This window comes from Photorhabdus namnaonensis, assembly GCF_001684335.1.
Taxonomy (GTDB): Bacteria; Pseudomonadota; Gammaproteobacteria; order Enterobacterales; family Enterobacteriaceae; genus Photorhabdus; species Photorhabdus namnaonensis.
The window spans coordinates 270,717-290,703 of sequence record NZ_LOIC01000082.1 but is presented as its reverse complement, the minus strand read 5'-3'; the positions used below and the strand labels follow the sequence as shown (position 1 = coordinate 290,703).

Here is a 19,987-nt window from a genome sequence, read left to right as displayed (position 1 = left end):
CATCATCGTGTGTAGGTTCTTCAAGCCATTCATCTAACTCAATCGGGTTTTCCATAAAGTAGCCTCTAAAAATATCATCGTGGGGATTAGTCTGCGCTTTATGAGAAAGGGCATTAACACAATAATAACAATATTAATTATATTAGTTAACACAATATACAAAACACTGCTACATAAATCACAAAAAGGAGCATCGGTGGATTCAGTGCTCCCTTTTAACACAGTTAATTTTGTTTGAAAGCGACAAGCGGGGTCATCCTGTCGCTCCTCATTGATTGATCATTCCTCCATGAATGTCTCTGACTGCTGAGAGAGGACCTGTTCCCGCTCTCTCTGGGCAAGAACGCGCTCCACAGTATCAACAATCGCTTGAGTCTGTGAGTCAATCTCAATATTAACTCTCTGACCAAGACGTTTCTTACCTAATGTTGTACGTTCCAATGTTTCAGGAATAAGGTGAACGCAAAAACGATTATTAACCACATCGCCAATTGTCAGGCTAATTCCATCGATGCCGATAAACCCTTTATGTAAGATATATTTCATTAGTTGCTTATCATGGATACGGAACCATATCTGATGGTTATTTTCTGAAGTGAAAATTTTAACTATCTCAGCAACCGTGATGATATGACCGGACATCAAATGTCCACCAATTTCATCCCCAAATTTAGCCGCCCGCTCCAAATTCACATAATCCCCTATCTGCAAATCACCAAGATTAGTCAGACGTAGAGTCTCTTTGATTAAGTCGAAACTAATCTCATCGCCTTCTATTTTAGTTACCGTCAGACAACAACCGTTATTGGCAACCGATGCCCCGGTTTCAATACCCGGCAATAATTCAGCCGGGAATTTAACAACATGAGTCCGAAAATTGCTCTTTTCATCAATAGCAACCAAGGGTGCCTTTCCCTGAACGATGCCCGTAAACATAGAAGAACCTCTTAATGACTGTGTATAATTATTAATTAGTTTATATCAAGTTGTCATTGATAAATACCACCTAAACATTTGAATATAAACTCAGCATGATTGTTGTAATATAGCACCAAATAGATACAATACGCCGGTTAGTAAACGATTGATTTTTCGAAAATCGTTTCTTATATACAGGCATTTTTCTTAATCTTTTCTACTTTTAAAATAAGGTGTAATGCGTGCAGAAGTATTTAAAAGAAGCGCGTAGTTTGCTCGCTCTAGGGATCCCCGTCATTATTGCCCAATTTTCACAAACTGCAATGGGAGTTGTGGATACAGTTATGGCGGGTAGCGTCAGTGCAACCGATATGTCTGCGGTTGCCGTCGGCACCTCTATCTGGCTGCCGGTTATTTTATTTGGTTACGGCTTACTACTAGCTTTAACCCCCATTATTGCGCAAATGAATGGCTCTGGACGCAGGAATCTCATTGCTAACCAAACTCAGCAAGGATTCTGGCTAGCGATTTTCCTCTCCATTATCATTATCGCTATTTTATACAACAGCAAGTTCCTGATTGACCGGCAACATAATATAGATCCACTTTTAGCCGAAAAAGCGGTTGGATTTATCCACGCAATCATGTGGGGTGCGCCAGGCTTTCTATTTTATCATGTGCTGCGTAATCAATGTGAAGGTTTATCGAAAACCAAACCAGGCATGGTGATTAGTTTTTTAGGATTGTTAATTAATATTCCGATTAACTACATACTCATTTACGGTAAATTCGGCGCGCCCGCTTTAGGTGGTGTTGGTTGCGGCGTTGCAACCGCCAGCGTTTACTGGGCCATGTTCCTACTCATGCGTTGGTATGTGAAACATTCGTCATCACAAAAGGATATCCGTCCTAAACATCGTTTTGCCGCACCAGATTGGCATATTCTGAAACGTATTTCAGCTCTCGGTTTTCCTATTGCGATGGCGATGTTTTTTGAAATTACCCTATTTGCCATAGTGGCATTGCTGATCTCTCCTTTAGGCATTACCGCTGTCGCAGGGCATCAAATTGCACAAAATTTCGGATCATTAATGTTTATGTTCCCAATATCTTTAGCCGCGGCAACCACTATCCGGGTGAGCTACAATTTAGGACAAAAGTCTACCGATAATGCCCGGATATCAGCCTATACCGGAATTATGGTTGGTTTGGTATTTGCTTGTTTAACCGCAACTTTTTCTATTATTTTGCGAGAGCCGATCGCTTTGATGTATAACGACAATCCTGAAGTTATCATCATGGCATCGCATCTGATGTTATTTGCCGCGCTTTATCAATTATCTGATGCCGTACAGGTTGTAGGGGCTGGTGTTTTACGTGGATATAAAGATACGCGTTCTATCTTTTATATCACTTTCATCGCTTACTGGATTTTGGGGTTGCCAAGCGGTTACATTCTGGGATTAACTGACTATTTCGTACCCGCTATGGGGCCACAAGGGTTCTGGATTGGCTTTATTATTGGCCTGACTGCATCAGCAGTGATGATATTTACCCGTATTTTGTGGGTACAAAAACAGTCAGATGAAATAGTTTTACAACGCTCAACCCGCTGATTTCTTTTTCATAAAGCCGGGGACGAATACTTAATTGGTGGAATAAACGGCAAATTCACTGTATGTAGATGCAAATACGAACAGTTGAACAATAATTTGTATTATTCCCCTTGCCAGAAGGCTAACTCGCCGCTAATATTCGTCCCCGTTGTCACCCATGCAATTTAGATTGCGTCCGTAGCTCAGTTGGTTAGAGCACCACCTTGACATGGTGGGGGTCGGTGGTTCGAGTCCACTCGGACGCACCAATTACTTGATTAATATTACTTGGTTAATATTGTTTGGTTGATAGCATAATCCTATTAGTGCGTCCGTAGCTCAGTTGGTTAGAGCACCACCTTGACATGGTGGGGGTCGGTGGTTCGAGTCCACTCGGACGCACCAAGTCTACAAATCTCTTTTCTTACTTTTATTATCTCTTGGTTATACTCAGTCTGCTTGCTGCGTCAAAATACACTGTTAGCTGTTTACAAGCAGTTTCCGCGATGAGTTATAACCCTTCTTTGCTAAGATCTGCGTCATTTTTCCAGTTTATCGTTATAATTAATTCACATAATCATTTTTCGATTCATTTCACAGAAATAAGTCTCTATAATACGGCGCAATTTATAGTTGAATGGTTTCAGCTTATTAACATTAATTTGCCGAACACTGAAAAGTTACAGACTAATCGTATGTATAAACTCGCATAATTACATGTGCCTAACCGCCGCATGTCTTCCCCGCCACCAGCCCTTAATGATGTTGCGCAACATTCAGCACCATATGGTATCTGCGCAAACCATAAAGTTGGCGGTTTCACTATTTTATCCAATTAAAACCTGTAGATAGATTGTCATGAAAAAAACCAAAATTGTTTGTACTATCGGGCCAAAAACAGAATCCGAAGAAAAACTGACCGAACTGTTGAATGCCGGCATGAATGTTATGCGCCTTAATTTCTCACATGGAGATTATGAAGAGCACGGTCAGCGTATTCAAAATATCCGTTCAGTTATGGCTAAGACAGGTAAACAAGCCGCTATTTTGTTGGATACTAAAGGACCAGAAATTCGCACCATGAAGCTGGAAGGCGGTAATGATGTCACTCTAACCGCCGGTCAGACCTTCACTTTTACCACTGACACTTCCGTTATCGGTAATAAAGACCGTGTAGCTGTCACTTACAGTGGTTTCCCTGCGGATCTGGCTCCCGGTAATACCGTGCTAGTTGATGACGGATTAATCGGCATGACAGTCAAAGAAGTCACTAAATCAGAAGTCATTTGCCAAGTTTTGAACAATGGCGACTTAGGTGAAAATAAAGGTGTTAACCTGCCGGGTATTTCCATCAGTCTGCCAGCTCTGGCTGAAAAAGATAAACAAGATTTGATCTTTGGTTGCCAACAAGGTGTTGATTTCGTCGCCGCTTCTTTTATCCGCAAACGCTCCGATGTTCTGGAAATCCGTGAACATCTGAAAGGGCACGGCGGTGAAAATATTCAAATCATCTCTAAAATTGAAAATCAGGAGGGTCTGAACAATTTTGATGAAATTCTGGAAGCTTCTGACGGGATCATGGTTGCCCGTGGTGACTTGGGTGTTGAAATCCCGGTAGAAGAAGTGATCTTCGCTCAGAAGATGATGATTCAAAAATGTAACATTGCTCGTAAAGTTGTTATCACTGCAACTCAAATGCTCGATTCCATGATTAAAAACCCGCGCCCTACCCGGGCTGAAGCAGGTGACGTTGCTAACGCTATTTTGGATGGTACTGATGCAGTTATGCTTTCCGGTGAAAGTGCAAAAGGCAAATATCCAATAGAAGCGGTAACTATCATGGCAACGATTTGTGAACGTACAGACCGCGTAATGCCAAGTCGTATCGAAGCCGTCAATTGTCGTAATCTGCGCGTAACCGAAGCAGTGTGCCGTGGCGCCGTCGAAACAGCAGAAAAACTGGAAGCTCCTTTGATTGTGGTCGCAACCTATGGCGGTAAATCTGCCAAATCCATTCGTAAGTACTTCCCTGGCGCCCCTATTTTGGCATTAACCACTAATGAAGTGACTGCCCGCCAACTATTGCTTGTTAAGGGAGTTTCTACCCAAATTGTTAAAGAAATCGCCTCTACCGACGATTTCTACCGCATTGGTAAAGAAGCGGCACTAGCAAGTGGCCTGGCGAAGAAAGGTGAAATCGTAGTTATGGTATCCGGCGCCTTGGTTCCCAGCGGTACCACTAACACCTCGTCTGTTCACGTACTTTAATTTAATCAGTCGTTTTATTTCTGAAACACCGTACTCCTGGCGGTGTTTCAGAGCTCTAATTTTCTCCGTTAATATGATGCAATACCAAATTATTTTACTAATCATCATAATCACAGATTTATTTCCATTCTATCTATTTCAATGAATAATAAAATAACCTTATTCTTCTTATTTACCATTAGCCAAATATTTAAAACTGCCATTTTCAATTTTGGTTTTTAAATTATCCCTTTAAAATAGAATAAATTTAATAATCAGCCATAATACATATGTATTTTAAAAACAATGAGCATTATTAACACATATAAAATAATAAGATTATCTACTTAATCAAAAAATAATTTACACAGAAAAAATCCTATGATTATATTAATAAATTTAAAATATAATAATGTATCTTTGTTATTTACTTCTACCTTTATTATTTCCTTCATTTAATATATTTTTCTTATTGATATTATCTCTACCTTGCTTCCCGCGCCATCTGGCTAACGGCAAGTACAGATTACCAGCCAGTTTCATTGGCGTTCATGTAATAACATGCAAAAAGCTCAGTTGATGAACATGACAATAGGTTAACTCACTCCTGAAAAATATCGCTTTTAATACTATACCCGTTATCTTTCAAGCTGCCTCTTTGTTGGCTGCACTCGCTCACCCCAGTCACATAGTTCTCTATGCTCCCGGGGATTCACTCCCTTGCCGCCGCGATGCAACTTGAAATCCATAGGGTATATAATCTCTAATCTAAAGTTATTAAAAAATTCCTCATTAACTACTATTTCTACAATCCAATCATTAATCACGAATGTCAAATAAAATCTAACAATAATAATGTTTTATCAACACCTAAGATATTATTAATGATAAATAAAAATATGAATAATAAATCAAAATTATATGAAATAGGAATATTATTATAATATATTTACCTTGGTTTTTGTGAAAATTTACAACCTAGCTATAAATCATTTATTAACAGAAAATAAAATGCTTTCATATATTCATTATATCGATCAAATTATTCCATCCACTTATATGCTGATTGATAATAATGCCATTCTCTGTTTTCTCATGGTCAGAAAATGGCGTAAACCTCAACAATGATGACATTTTCCAGCACTACATCATTTGCGGAGAATCCACTTTGGATGTCATCAATATCTTTTTCTTAATCATGATTCATCGAAAGCTTTACCGACTTCACTTAAATTCTGGAACTCACTTTTTGTTCCGGCCGCTTTCGCCTGAATAGAGCACAGAATATCTTGACGACTAAAAATCGAAGCTTGCAAAAGTGCTATTTGTTGCAACGATTCATAAACACCATGATCACGGCTGTAAAGCATAGCTCGTTTAATCCCGTTAATGGCAACCGGAGGCCGATCAGCAATACGTCGGGCAGTCGCAAGAGCGCCTTCGATTAATGTCTCTGTAGAAGGGAACACTTTTACCACCAGCCCCAAATCATGAGCCTGAGCCGCACTCAGTGTATCTCCAGTAAGGGCAAGATAGCGGGCCATACCCCCAGGTATCAAATGTTGCAAACGTTGAAGAATACCTAAGTCAGCCATCATACCGATATTGGTTTCTTCTATCCGAAACTTCGCATTTTCAGCAGCAAAACAAAAATCGCATGCGGCAATTAAGTCAAAACCCGCGCCAAGACAGGCACCTTGCACTGCGGCAATAACAGGGAATCGTGCACGCTCCAATACACTTATCGCCTCCTGCATTTGTAATAAGCTGAACTGCATCGATTCCCGCTCATTAGGATTAGCCGTATTAGCCTCTTTGCTAGAAGCAAAAATTTGCAGATCAAGCCCACCACAAAATGTGTTTCCTTGTGCAGAGATCACCATTGCCCGAACTTCACCTGAACGACTAAGTTGCTCTATTGCCTCAGGAAACCTTTTCCAGAACCCAAGCGCCAAACTATTTGCCTTTTCGGGACGACTGAGTTGTAAATGAGCGACTCCGTTGTCAATGTTGATGTCAAAATATTCGTTAGATTGATCAGTTAACATAATAAACTCCTCTTACCAGTTTGCATTTGAGCCTAGGATTCAACCTGAACATTGTCAAGTTGTTCATCTACAGTAAGATTCAGTTAACAAATTTGTTTTAAGAGAAACCCTAAATTTATGTATAAAAAATGGCTGCATTAATAGAGATGTCCTGATGGTTCAATAGATGCAAGATGATCTGGATGTTGTATTTTTTATTTATAAGAATTTTTAACTAAAATTATTTCGAAGAATATCATTCCCTCATGGAATAGGCTTTTTTTGATTAAAATGTTACTCAACGGTTTTGTTTTTTTACATTCAGATAAAAATTATCCACTCGTTAAAGAGAAAAATTGAAATAATTGGTTTTCATGATAAAAATTTATTCTCTTTCTAAAAAACTTTGTGTAATACTTACATGGCTACTTGGAGATTAACTTAAATCTAGAGGGTATTATAATGAATCGTACTAAAATTGTACTGGGTGCAGTAGTTCTAGCTTCTACTCTGTTGGCTGGTTGTTCAAGCACTGCTAAGGTTGACCAACTGACTTCTGATATTCAGACTCTGAATGCAAAAGTTGATCAACTGAGCAATGACGTGAACGCAGTACGTACTGACATTCAAGCCGCTAAAGACGATGCAGCTCGTGCGAATCAGCGTCTGGATAATCAAGTTCGTTCCTACAAAAAATAATTTTTTGTAATTATGTACAAAAATGGCGCACAGTCTATCTGTGCGCCATTTTTTATCTTCGGGTTTTATTAGATAAATATTCGCAGACTTCCCTGTCCGCAATGAAATATTAATTTTCCCGATAGATTGGTCCAGGTTGATATAACGGTGGTAATTTAAACGATTCAGATACATCTTTATTCACCGCTTGTTCCGCACCTTTAACCTCATCTTCCACCCGTACGATATTCTCTTCTTGCAACTCCTGTTGGGTTTCAGGTTCTATGCCTTGACTTACCAGCACCGGCAGACCAGAACGGCGTACTATCGCTTGTTCAACAATGTTTTTATCCGTTTTGCTATTATCAATGAACTTGTTCAAATCGACTGATCGGACAATAGATAATGTCTGTGGATCATCATTCTCTTTCTTAGACAACGGCTGGTGTACTTCAATATAACGCTCACCATTTGGTTCTACAGAATATTTAACCGCTTCATTGATAATTTGTACTCGCGTTCCACGGGGCACTGTATTGAACAACGTTTCAATATCATCAGGACGTAAACGGATACAACCGGAACTCACCCGCATACCGATACCAAAATCAGCATTCGTGCCGTGGATCAAGTATTCTCCGCGCCCGGCTGCTAAACGCAACGCAAATAAGCCCATTGGGTTTTCAGGACCAGCAGGAACAACCGCAGGTAAGCTAATCCCCTGTTCAGCATAATGTTTACGGATATTCTTAGTCGGCGTCCAAGTTGGATCTTTAATTAACTGGCTGACAGATGTTGTCATCACTGGCGTATTACGACCAAGTTGCCCAATACCAATCGGATAAACGATGACTTTGTTTTTCCCTTTAGGGAAGTAGTAAAGTCTGAGTTCTGCAAGGTTAATCACAATCCCCTGCCTCGGTGTATCAGGCAACAGCATTTGTGACGGAATAATCAGTTCAGAACCCGGAGTAGGCAAATAAGGGTCGGTACCTGGGTTAGCTTCCAGCATTGCCAATAAACCAATTTCATATTCGGCAGCAATGGCTTCCAAAGAACGCCCATCATCGGGTACAACCAATGTCGTATTTTCGCCAATTAAACGGCTATTGGCTGCTGGCAAGGTATACTCTGTGGCGCTGACGGTGTTAGCTAGCCCACTTAACAATAACATGCCAATAAACGTTAAAACTCGTTTCATGCTTGCTTCCTGGAATGACTTCTGAATGGTTATCGAATAAATTTAAGTGTAAAAGGTTGAAGCCTTATCGGCCGTATATGTTATCAGTAGTGAAAGAAACTCGTAAGACTAGTATTTAAACCATTTTACTCGCTCTATTTCGGATGGCGCATATCATCGCATGTAACCCCTGCGTGCGTGAGGGTGTCAGATGTTGCTCCAAAGACAATTTTCCAAAATATTCAGTTACATCCAAATCCAGAATCTCTTGGGGAGTTTTATCCTGAAACAGGATAAAGACAATCGCAACCAATCCTTTAACAATAGCGGCATCACTGTCACCAATAAATTCCACTTTGTTTTGGTGATTCGTTCTCAGCAGTATCCACACCTGACTCTGGCAACCTGCGATTAAATTCTCAAGTCGGCGTTGCTCGTCAGTAAGAGGAGGCAACCTCCCCCCCAATTCAATCATATAGAGATATCTTTCTTCCCAATTCTGACAACGGGAAAAATTACGTAACAACTTATTTGTGTCGGGCAAACTTGCCATGACTTTTTCCTTTCAACCCAGTAACTGTTCTATTCGCCGCAATGCGACAACAAGCGCATCAATATCTTCTTGCGTAGTATAAATCGCCAATGATGCCCTACACATACTGGAAACGTGATAATGCTCCATCAAAGGAAGGGCACAATGATGTCCGGTACGGATCGCTATTCCATATTGATCAAGGAAACTTCCCACATCATAAGCATGGTGCTGACCAAGGTTGAAAGCAATAACCCCCTGACGTCGCTCAGGACCATACAATTTCAAGGTTCTGACCTCTTTCAGCCGTGCCATTGCATAATCCATCAGTGCCTGTTCATGTTGCCGAATTTCATCCAGCCCAAGTGAAGTAACATAATCGACAGCAGCGCCAAGCCCAATAATTCCCGTAATATTTGGGGTTCCCGCTTCAAATCGCCACGGTGGTTCTGCATAGGTTATCCCCCTTTGCAGGCTAACCTGTTTTATCATCGCGCCGCCGCCTTCCCAAGGCGGCATAGCATCCAGCAGGGATTTACGCCCATAAAGCACACCAATGCCTGTTGGACCATATAATTTGTGGCTGGAAAAAACATAGAAATCGCAGTCCAGATCCTGCACATCAACTTTCTTATGCATAATGGCTTGAGCGCCATCGACCAGAATAGGTAACCGACTTCCCTGCTCATTAGCCAGTTTTCTTGCCTGTTTGATGATTTGACGTACAGGATTCACGGTGCCAAGCACATTAGAAAGATGAGTAAAAGAGAGTAATTTAGTACGTGAATCAATCAAAGAAGCCAAAATTGCGTGATCCAATTCGCCATTTTCATTCAACGGCCATATTCTGATTTCAAATCCAATCTGTTCTGCCAACATATACCACGGAACGATATTGGCGTGATGCTCCATTTCAGTAATAACAATATTATCGCCGCTATTGATAAATTTGCGGCCATAACTGTTAGCAATCAAGTTAATCCCTTCCGTTGTACCTTTGACGAATACAATCTCTTCATCACTTCGAGCATGAATAAATTGCGCCATCTGGTGACGCACATTTTCAACCATCCGAGTAGCCGCAGAACTCAGGGTATGAATTCCCCGGTGAACTGCCGCATATTGGTGCAAACAAAATTCACTTTCTCGTTCAATAACCGAAACCGGCTTCTGAGCACTGGCCGCACTATCAAGATAAACCAGTGGATGTCCATTAACCTGTTGAGCTAATACCGGAAAATCTTGTCGCACCTTTTTTACAGAAAAAGTCATCTTTCCACTCCCGCTAAACGGTGCTTAATGTGTTTCATCACCGCGTTCTTCAGGGATTCATCTGCAATAGATTCAGTAAACTCAGCAGCAAAAGCAAATACCATCATATGTTCTGCATCGCGTCGGTTGATACCGCGTGATTGCAGATAAAACAGTTGTTCTTCATCTATCCGGCCAACGGTCGCACCATGACTGCATTTCACATCATCAGCGTAAATTTCCAGTTGGGGTTTGGTATCCACTTCTGCCTGTTTGCCTAACAACAAATTGTTATTAGTCATTTGTCCGTCAGTTTTTAGCGCATGAGGCGCCACTTTAATCATGCCGTTAAATACCGCTTTGCTCTGATCCATCACAATGGTTTTATGCAACTGACGGCTTTCACAATGCCCTTTATTATGTTCCAAATAAGTTCGAGTATCAGCGACCTCTTTTCCTTGTGGCAACAGTAAACTATTCAACGACAAATTGACCCCTTCGCCATCCAACTTAACACTGGTATTGTGTCGGCCAAGCCCAGAACCTAATAAAAAGCTGGTGCTTTTTACTTGAGCATCACGACCAATCACAATATCGTTATGTGCAAAGTGATAACTTGCACTATTCTCAACCCCCAGTTTTATATGGGCAAAATGAGCATTGTCACCCACTTCCGCAGTTAATCGGCTTCCTGTCATATGGGGTTGCCGCTCATCAATACTGACGAAATGTTCAATCACGCTGGCACTCGCATTCGCGCCTACGGCAATGTGATAGCGGTAATGACTGGAATTCAATGCTTCACTACCATGACCACTGGTTATATTCAGCAAGTACAAGGGCTTTTCTGCCACTTGCCCAGCCCTTAATGTAATAACCAAAGGTTGTTGGGCCAAACTCTCTGTCAGATGCAGAAAAATCTCACCCTGTACCGGCGCCGGAAGCCCACTTTTATTATCCAGTAAATTGAGCTGATAGGGTCCAAATTCACAGGAACTCAGTAAAGGTGAAAAACAACCATCCACCATAACGACACGCCAACAATCCATTGGAATCGCCAATTGTTCGCATTGTGCTACTGTCAACTCCCAAGTTTTGCTGCTGTATGGCTGATTTAACAATTTATCCAGCGGAGTATAACGCCAATCTTCATGCCTGAATTGGGGAAAGCCGGTTTGAGCGACTCGTTGCCAATGCAAACTGGCATGAGATGAATCCTCACCATGACGATAACGATATAAATTTGCAAAACGTGCTAATGCTTGCTGGTTACGTTCCACAACCTGCCGCACCTTTTCAGCTTTTTCACTGTTGGTCAATAAGCCAGCCATAACCTTGCTCCTCCAACTTTTTCGCCAAACTGAAATCACCGGATTTAATAATTCGTCCCTGATAAAGTACATGCACAAAATCAGGTGTCACATAATCCAAAATACGTTGGTAATGGGTCACAATAATGAATGAGCGGTTTGGATCACGTAAAGAGTTCACGCCATTAGCCACAATTTTCAATGCATCAATATCCAGCCCTGAATCTGTCTCATCCAGAATACAAAGTGTCGGCTCCAGCACGGCCATTTGCAGAATATCATTACGTTTTTTCTCGCCACCGGAAAAGCCGACATTGACTGAACGTGTCAGCAAATCCGGCGGCATATCCAACAATTCAATTTTCTCTTCGATAAAATCGGCAAAATCAAAGCGATCCAGCGGCTCCTGACGGCGATATTGGCGGACAGCATTCACTGCGGTTTGTAGGAAAAACTGATTACTGACGCCCGGAATTTCCACCGGATATTGAAAAGCCAGGAAAATCCCCTCCCCGGCTCGCTCTTCTGGCTCAAATCCAAGTAAATCTTTTCCTTTAAAGGTGATTTCACCATCATCAATTTCATACTCTTCACGGCCAGCTAACGCTGCTGATAATGTACTTTTACCGGAACCGTTCGGCCCCATAATGGCATGAATTTCACCCGGTTTAATTTCAAGATTTAATCCTTTTAAGATTGCATTACCTTCAACACTAACTCGTAAGTTTTTAATACTTAACATATTACATGCCTTCGAACGACTTAACGTTCTGTCATAAAAAAGGGAAACAGGAAGAACTCATCCGACACTGTGTTCAAGGCTGATCGCCAGCAATTTTTGTGCTTCAACGGCAAATTCAAGGGGAAGTTCAGAGAACACATCCTTACAGAATCCATTAACAATCATGGAAATCGCATCATCTTCACTGATGCCACGTTGCAAGCAATAGAACAATTGATCTTCACCAATGCGAGAGGTTGTCGCTTCATGCTCCAGTTGCGCCGTATTATTCTGTACTTCTACATAAGGGAATGTATGCGCGCCACATTCAGTACCAATCAACATGGAATCACATTGGGTATAGTTACGAGCGTTTTCTGCTCCCGGTAATATTTTGACCAGCCCACGATAGCTGTTCTGACTATGACCGGCAGAAATGCCCTTTGAAATGATGGTCGATTTAGTGTTACGGCCAATGTGGATCATCTTGGTGCCGGTATCTGCCTGTTGAGTGCCGTTAGTTAGAGCAACAGAGAAAAACTCGCCAATCGAGTTATCTCCTTTCAAGATCACACTGGGATATTTCCAGGTAATTGCGGAACCTGTTTCCGATTGCGTCCAAGACATCTTGGCATTTTCGCCCTCACATAACGCTCTTTTAGTGACAAAGTTGAGAATCCCCCCTGCACTGTCGCCACCTGAGAACCAGTTTTGTACCGTGGAATATTTCACTTCGGCATCTTTATGGATAATCACTTCGACAACAGCGGCATGAAGTTGATAGCTATCACGCACCGGCGCGGAGCATCCTTCTATATAGCTGACATAACTGCCTTCATCAGCAATCAGGATAGTGCGCTCAAATTGTCCCGTCTTCGCAGCGTTGATACGAAAATAGGTGGATAGCTCCATTGGGCATCGAACGCCCTTTGGCACATAAACAAAAGTACCATCAGAAGCCACCGCGGCATTCAATGCGGCAAAAAAGTTATCGTGGCTTGCAACGACACTGCCGAGGTATTTACGGACCAATCCAGGATATTCCTGTATCGCTTCACTAAATGAACAGAAAATAATCCCTTCTTTCGCTAACTTATCCCGATAGGTGGTTGAAACAGAAACGGAGTCAAAAATAGCATCTACCGCAACCGCTTCACCTTCCCGTACAGGAACACCCAACTTATCAAACGCTTCTTCAATTTCCGCGGTTAAATAGCTATTAGCTTGCTCCGCCCCTGCCTCTTGAACAGCACCAGATTGTGAATTGCAACTATCATCACAAGCACCACATGAAGGTGCTGAATAGTAACTGTAATCCTGATAATCAAGATTGGGATAATTGGCTTTCAACCAATGAGGCTCTTCCATTCCTAGCCAATGGCGATAAGCCTCCAGCCGAAATTCCAGCATCCATTCGGGTTCATTGCGTTTTGCGGAAATAGCCCGCACAACTTCTTCACTCAAACCTTTAGCCAACTCATCCGTCGCCACCTGAGTGAAGAAACCTTCTTTATAGCGATGATCGCTGAGCCAAGTCTGCACATCATCGCTGATTTCTACATTGCTCTGAGACATATATTGGTACACTTATATACCAAAGCTTTCACCACACCCACAGGCATGTTGTGCTTTTGGATTATTAAATTTAAATATCTGATTTAAACCTTCGCGAACAAAATCCACTTCAGTACCATCAATAAAGGGCATGGCTTTCAAAGGGACATATAGACACGCACCCTCATTTTCATACCTTAGATCATCAGGTGCGGGATCGTTAACCATTTCAAATACATAGCCAAAGCCGGCACATCCTGACTGCTTTACCCCCAGACATAATCCTTTACTTTGTGGGTTTTGCTGCATCAACTTTAGGATCTGCGCTGCGGCTCTCGTGGTGATGGTAATTCCTTGCCATGCGGTTTCATTTAGAGAAAAGGTTTCAACACTGTTTGTCATAGTTGGCCTCACATTTATTCTATAGCTATTTTTGCCGCCGTTATCGGAGTGCTCTCCTTCCGTATAATGGTAATGATAACCTTTATCACTTCAACCATTTGTTTTAAGAGGATATACCTTAACAAGGTTAAATTTTATTCGAATGCGATAATTTATGTTCATTTCATATGAAGGTATCTATTTAATTTACTGTTTTATCTATAAATTATTAGTTTGATCAATTGTGCTATTCTTTACTTCTTGGCGTAAAACAAAAGCACAAAAAGTTCATCAGAAATACTATTCGATGTGAGCTTTCAGACACAACGGCGAATGACTCCTCACCGATATGAAAATAGCAGTCAGACAAAATTGACATCATTAACCGGAGATAAAGAATGGAAGTTGCTATTATTATATATGCAAATAGAGTTTCTATTTAATCAACTCAATTAATCAAACGCATTAAGAAACAATTTTATCTATATATTCCATTTTAAACATTTCTTCCCTTTTTATTGATAATTTTACTAACTGGCTAATTTAATTCGAAGGTATTACGCGACCATAATAAATATTTTCAAGATTTTACATCCTATATGAATAAAAGTATACTGCCTCCGGGTGCTTGAGACTTTCTGTCTTAAGCATTATGTTCTAAGTAAGAATTATGTTTCAGGCAGAAAGAGAAAAGCCCCATCCGACTATAAATCGAAATGAGGCTACCCCTATGCCTAGCAACGTAAGGCTAGCCTCTTACCTGACAAAAAGCAAGGAGAGAAGGCTATGAAGCCGCAAAAAATCGCAATATTGAGTTTGATCATTATTTGTGTGACGTTACTTATATTCACGTGGATAACCAGGGGTTCAATCTGTAAACTCCATATCAAACGAGGTAATACAGAGGTTGCGGCAAGCATGGCTTACGAATCCAGCGACAGGTAAGGCAACCTTAGGCGGGAGGTTTTTACTCCCGCCCTTTTAGATGTTGTTATGACTTGGTTCTCAGGCACCCTTCATATTTAAGTGGAAAATAGGGGGCTATTATTATATATGCAAATAGAGTTTCTATTTAATCGACGCAATTAATTAAACGTATTAAGAAACAATTTTATCTATATATTCCACCTCCACCATTCTTTCCTTTTCTTATTAATAGCTTGACTAGCTGGCTAATTTAATTCGAAGGTATTACGTGACCATAATAAATATTTTAAGATATTGCATATCATGCGAATAAACGTATACTGCCTCCGGGTGCTTGAGACTTTCTGTCTTAAGCATTATGTTCCAGGCAGAAAGAGAAAAGCCCCATCCGACTATAAATCGAAATGAGGCTGTTCCTATGCATGACAACACAAGGCTAGCCTCTTACCTGAAAAAAAGCAAGGAGAGAAGGCGATGAAGCCGCAAAAAATCGCAATATTTAGTTTGATCATTATTTGTGTGACATTACTTATATTCACGTGGATAACCAGGGGTTCAATCTGTAAACTCCATATCAAACGAGGTAATACAGAGGTTGCGGCAATCATGGCTTACGAATCCAGCGACAGGTAAGGCAACCTTAGGCGGGAGGTTTTTACTCCCGCCCTTTTAGATGTTGTTATGACTTGGTTCTCAGGCACCCTTCATATTTAAGTGGAATTTAACGCAAATTAAAACTGCTGAAACTTTAGCATTAATTAATATATCAGTATTTATAGATTTGAATAAGAATTTTCAATTAGATCTTTCCCTATTAGAGTATTAATTCTTTTAAGATAATTCACCATTCCTATTCATCAGACATATACAATCAAACAACCCATAATATTATAAAAACATCGATAAGTTACATAAATATATATACTTCTTAAAGGTTATCACAATTAAATTTAATACGTAAATAAATAACCTTTTCACTTAAATAGTAGGTTATTTTTCCATACAATAACCTACTTTCACTTTTGTTTTATATTTTATCCAGGCAAAACTGATGTGGTTAACCGAGAGGTACAGCACAAATGTTGCCGCTCATCAAAAATATCAATTCGCCACACTTGGTGATTGCGGCCAATATGAAGAGGTTTACACACGCCTTTCACTTCACCACTACGAACCGACCGAATATGGTTAGCATTAATTTCCAATCCAACAACTTTTTTCTCACCTTCGGAACAGAGATACCCAGCTAAAGAACCGAGTGATTCTGCCAGCACAACAGATGCCCCGCCATGTAATAAACCAAATGGCTGACGGGTGCGATGATCAACCGGCATTGTGCCTTCAATATAGTCATCACCGATATGCGTGATTTTTATGCCCAGATGGCCCATCATACATTGGCTATTTACTTGATTCAGGCTATCCAGTCCAATATCACGTTTCCAAATCATGGGATTATCTCCAATAAAGCTTGCAACGGATGCTTAAGTACTTGCCCTTCTATCCGTTTAACCTGACTGCGGCAGGAATAACCAGAGCTTAGACAACGCTCCAAGGGTAATTTCTGTAAGGCAGGTTGCCAGGATAATTTATAGATACCAATAGAGTGTTCTATGTTTTTGTTTTCATGACCATAGGTTCCAGCCATGCCACAGCAGCCTACACTGATATTATCCAGCTTGCTACCCAACCGATGGAAAATTTTTCCCCATTGTTGACTACTGCCCGGTAGCATAGTCACTTCGGTACAATGTCCAAATAGATACCATTTATCACCTGATTTTTCTTCATGATCACTTTTTTCTGGCAAAGCGTTAATCAACCATTCATGAACAAGCTGAACCTCAAACTTTCCACGCTGTTCTCCCAGAATTTCTTTATATTCGTCCCGGTAACACAAAACCAGCGCTGGATCGACACCGACCATAGGTATACTCAACTCAGCAACCCGATTGAGAAAATCTGACGTTTTTTTGGCTGTTTTAGCAAAACGGGATAAGAAGCCTTTGATATGTTGTGCTTTACCGTTCGGAGAAAATGGCAGCAATACTGGTTTATATCCCAATTTCTCTACCAAACAGGCAAAATCAGCCACAACTTTAGCGTCGTAATAGCTAGTAAATGGGTCCTGAACGATCAATACATGTTCGTTACGATGAACCTGATCCATTTTTTCAAGCTGTTCTAATGTGGTGGAAAGCGCATAATGACCCGCCAGTTGTTGGTGCAGCGTCGGGCTGGATAACAAAGGTAAATCCACCATGCCGATAGTCCGGCGACTCAATTCTTGCATCCACGGCTGTTTCAGGAAGAAATTAAAGACCCGAGGAACTTTAGCCATTAATGGCGTACTGTTTTCCGCACTCGCCACAATATGATCACGTAAAGGGCGAAAATAGCGACCATGATATAACTCAAGAAAACGAGCACGAAATGACGGAACATCAATTTTAATCGGGCACTGTGTTGAGCAAGCTTTGCATGCCAGACAACCCGACATTGCCTCTTTCACTTCGTGAGAAAAGTCATATTCTCCACGCCATGCCTGCCAGCTATTGTGAGTCTTCTCAATCAACCCACGCAAACTTGGTCGTTTTTGTCCTAATCCCTGTTTCAGTAACGTCGGGTCCACACCCTGTTCCGTCAAAAGGCGCAACCACTCACGCACGAGTGTCGCACGTCCTTTCGGCGAATGGATACGTTGCTGGCTCACTTTCATCGATGGACACATCGGGCTTTTTACATCGAAATTAAAACAGAGCCCATTCCCATTACACTCCATAGCGCCACGGAATGTATTTCTGACATTCACCGGAATTGTCCGGTCATAAGTTCCTCGCTTAACGGCATCGATTTTCATCATAGGGGCATCAATCCCCATCGGAGGACAAATTTTACCCGGATTCAAGCGATTATCCGGGTCAAAAGCAGCCTTAATCCAGCGTAATTCTTCATACAAGATGCTACCGAAAAACTCAGGGCTGTATTCAGCACGAAATCCTTTACCATGCTCTCCCCACAATAAACCACCATAACGTGCCGTAAGACTGACAATTTCATCAGAAATCTGTTTCATCAGTATCTCTTGCTGAGGATCACACATATCCAGCGCTGGCCGAACATGCAACACCCCCGCATCCACATGACCAAACATACCATAATTAAGATGATAGCTATCCAATAGCCGTCGGAATTCCGTAATATAATCAGCAAGATACTGTGGCGGCACACACGTATCTTCCACAAAAGGAATGGGTTTCGCCGCACCTTTACTGTTACCCAACAAACCAACCGCTTTCTTGCGCATTGCATAAATACGCTCAATATCAGCTAACTCTCGACAAATTTGATAGCCAATAACCCCTGCTTGCTTGCTATCCATCAGTTCATCAAGGCGCTGACAAAGTGTTTCTACTTGCCGCTCTATCAAAGGTTGATCATCGCCACTGAATTCAACAATATTCAACCCCTGCATATCTTTGTTAGGAACATCAGTGATCAATTCCTTAACTGAATGCCAGATAATATCCTCACGCGCCAAATTCAGCACCTTAGAATCCACGGTTTCAACCGATAACGCCTTTGCCTCCACCATAAAAGGGGCATTACGCAATGCAGAATCAAATGAATCATATTTCACATTCACCAACCGCCTGACTTTCGGCAGCGGGGTAATATCCAAAATCGCTTCGGTAATAAAAGCTAGCGTTCCTTCTGAACCAGTTAAGATACGCCCCAAGTCAAATTTCCGCATATCGTCGCTGAAAACATGGCGCAAATCATAACCAGTCAGAAAACGATTGAGTTTAGGGAATTTTTCAACAATAAGTTCACGTTGTTCACGGCAACGACTAAGCACCGTGTTATAAATGCGACCGATAACCGAATCTTCTTGCGCAATCGATTCCGCTTGGGCTATATCCATAGCGCGGGTGTCAAGTAATTCCCCCCCTAATAGAACGGCCCGCAGGCTAAGAACATGATCAGAAGTTTTACCATAGACGAGTGAACCCTGACCGGATGCATCGGTATTAATCATACCGCCCAATGTCGCACGGTTGCTGGTTGAAAGCTCTGGTGAAAAGAAATAACCATATGGACGCAAATATTGGTTCAGTTGGTCTTTAATCACCCCCGCTTCAACTCTGACCCAACCTTGCTCTGGGTTAATCTCAAGGATACGATTCATATAACGGGACATATCCACCACAATACCATCATTAAGCGCCTGACCGTTTGTGCCTGTACCGCCACCGCGTGGAGTAAATGTCAAATTCTGATACTCTTTTTCACCTGCGACACGAGCCAGTAAAACTACATCCGCACTGGATCGGGGGAAAATGACAGCCTGTGGTAAGAGTTGGTAGATACTGTTATCTGTCGCCATTGTCAGACGATCGGCATAACTGCCTGCAACATCTCCGGTAAATCCTTGTGCCTTTAATGTATCCAAGAACTTCTGTGCGACCTCACTGACGTGCGGTGCTTGTGATATGCGTGGGATCATTATCGTTTTGACCCTTTTAAAATGAGTGTCCACATTGCTCCATTTATACTATCTTTGAATCAATGCCTTAATCAGCCGTAATCATTTACCACCGTTAACTGATTTGTCTGAGAAGGCAAGCGTTTACCTTATCACAATATTCACCTATTTTGAGTAACC

The 19,987-nt window shown here is 41.4% G+C and carries 16 protein-coding genes and 2 tRNA genes; 7 read left to right on the top strand and 11 right to left on the bottom strand.

What is annotated here, in order from left to right:
• Positions 1–279: 279 nt before the first annotated feature.
• Complete coding sequence (locus Phpb_RS17800) at positions 280–936, bottom strand: riboflavin synthase (protein WP_065391504.1); 657 nt, start codon at positions 934–936, stop codon at positions 280–282.
• A 224-nt stretch (positions 937–1,160) separates the two neighbouring features.
• Between Phpb_RS17800 and Phpb_RS17795 the strand changes: the two genes are divergently transcribed.
• The 4 genes from Phpb_RS17795 to pykF all read left to right on the top strand — a co-directional run bounded on the left by Phpb_RS17795 (position 1,161) and on the right by pykF (position 4,781).
• Positions 1,161–2,534, top strand: coding sequence for an MATE family efflux transporter (locus Phpb_RS17795; protein WP_065391503.1), 1,374 nt, complete (start codon positions 1,161–1,163; stop codon positions 2,532–2,534).
• Positions 2,535–2,705: 171 nt separating this feature from the next.
• Positions 2,706–2,782 (top strand) — tRNA-Val (locus Phpb_RS17790).
• Between the two features lie 59 nt (positions 2,783–2,841).
• A tRNA-Val gene (locus tag Phpb_RS17785) sits at positions 2,842–2,918 on the top strand.
• Between the two features lie 453 nt (positions 2,919–3,371).
• Positions 3,372–4,781: a pyruvate kinase PykF gene (gene pykF / locus Phpb_RS17780; RefSeq protein ID WP_065391502.1), complete on the top strand. Its 1,410-nt coding sequence runs from the start codon at positions 3,372–3,374 to the stop codon at positions 4,779–4,781.
• Positions 4,782–5,956: 1,175 nt separating this feature from the next.
• Here the strand turns inward: pykF and Phpb_RS17775 are convergent.
• Positions 5,957–6,808: an enoyl-CoA hydratase-related protein gene (locus tag Phpb_RS17775; RefSeq protein WP_065391501.1), complete on the bottom strand. Its 852-nt coding sequence runs from the start codon at positions 6,806–6,808 to the stop codon at positions 5,957–5,959.
• A gap of 441 nt (positions 6,809–7,249) precedes the next feature.
• Here Phpb_RS17775 and Phpb_RS17770 point away from each other — a divergent pair, with 441 nt between their 5' ends.
• The gene (locus Phpb_RS17770) at positions 7,250–7,486 is read left to right on the top strand and encodes a major outer membrane lipoprotein (RefSeq protein ID WP_036805405.1); all 237 of its coding nucleotides are present in this window, start codon (positions 7,250–7,252) and stop codon (positions 7,484–7,486) included.
• A gap of 109 nt (positions 7,487–7,595) precedes the next feature.
• Here Phpb_RS17770 and Phpb_RS17765 read toward each other — a convergent pair whose 3' ends face one another.
• The 7 genes from Phpb_RS17765 to sufA form a co-directional block, all read right to left on the bottom strand.
• A complete protein-coding gene (locus Phpb_RS17765) occupies positions 7,596–8,666 on the bottom strand; it encodes a L,D-transpeptidase family protein (RefSeq protein WP_065391500.1) in 1,071 nt (356 codons plus the stop codon).
• A gap of 115 nt (positions 8,667–8,781) precedes the next feature.
• Positions 8,782–9,198: a cysteine desulfuration protein SufE gene (gene sufE / locus Phpb_RS17760; protein WP_065391499.1), complete on the bottom strand. Its 417-nt coding sequence runs from the start codon at positions 9,196–9,198 to the stop codon at positions 8,782–8,784.
• A gap of 12 nt (positions 9,199–9,210) precedes the next feature.
• Positions 9,211–10,449, bottom strand: a complete 1,239-nt coding sequence (gene sufS / locus Phpb_RS17755; RefSeq protein ID WP_065391498.1) for a cysteine desulfurase SufS — start codon at positions 10,447–10,449, stop codon at positions 9,211–9,213.
• A complete protein-coding gene (sufD, locus tag Phpb_RS17750; protein WP_065391497.1) occupies positions 10,446–11,759 on the bottom strand; it encodes a Fe-S cluster assembly protein SufD in 1,314 nt (437 codons plus the stop codon). The genes sufS and sufD overlap by 4 nt, the downstream gene beginning before the upstream one ends.
• Positions 11,734–12,480: a Fe-S cluster assembly ATPase SufC gene (gene sufC / locus Phpb_RS17745; protein ID WP_065391496.1), complete on the bottom strand. Its 747-nt coding sequence runs from the start codon at positions 12,478–12,480 to the stop codon at positions 11,734–11,736. Before sufC ends, sufD begins: the two co-directional genes overlap by 26 nt.
• A 57-nt stretch (positions 12,481–12,537) precedes the next feature.
• Complete coding sequence (gene sufB / locus Phpb_RS17740) at positions 12,538–14,034, bottom strand: Fe-S cluster assembly protein SufB (RefSeq protein WP_065391495.1); 1,497 nt, start codon at positions 14,032–14,034, stop codon at positions 12,538–12,540.
• Positions 14,035–14,046: 12 nt separating this feature from the next.
• Positions 14,047–14,415 carry a Fe-S cluster assembly scaffold SufA gene (gene sufA / locus Phpb_RS17735; RefSeq protein WP_065391494.1) on the bottom strand — a complete coding sequence of 123 codons (369 nt, stop codon included), beginning with the start codon at positions 14,413–14,415 and terminating at the stop codon, positions 14,047–14,049.
• A 765-nt stretch (positions 14,416–15,180) separates the two neighbouring features.
• Here sufA and Phpb_RS24065 point away from each other — a divergent pair.
• A complete protein-coding gene (locus tag Phpb_RS24065; RefSeq protein WP_075489528.1) occupies positions 15,181–15,339 on the top strand; it encodes a Hok/Gef family protein in 159 nt (52 codons plus the stop codon).
• A 456-nt stretch (positions 15,340–15,795) separates the two neighbouring features.
• Positions 15,796–15,954 (top strand): Hok/Gef family protein, encoded by a 159-nt coding sequence (locus tag Phpb_RS24060; RefSeq protein ID WP_071824117.1) that lies wholly within the window; start codon positions 15,796–15,798, stop codon positions 15,952–15,954.
• A 401-nt stretch (positions 15,955–16,355) separates the two neighbouring features.
• Here the strand turns inward: Phpb_RS24060 and menI are convergent, their stop codons facing one another.
• Together menI and ydiJ are read right to left on the bottom strand one after the other, a co-directional pair.
• Positions 16,356–16,772: a 1,4-dihydroxy-2-naphthoyl-CoA hydrolase gene (gene menI / locus Phpb_RS17730; RefSeq protein WP_036805375.1), complete on the bottom strand. Its 417-nt coding sequence runs from the start codon at positions 16,770–16,772 to the stop codon at positions 16,356–16,358.
• Positions 16,769–19,828, bottom strand: a complete 3,060-nt coding sequence (gene ydiJ, locus Phpb_RS17725; RefSeq protein ID WP_065391493.1) for a D-2-hydroxyglutarate dehydrogenase YdiJ — start codon at positions 19,826–19,828, stop codon at positions 16,769–16,771. The genes menI and ydiJ overlap by 4 nt, the downstream gene beginning before the upstream one ends.
• Positions 19,829–19,987 lie beyond the last annotated feature (159 nt).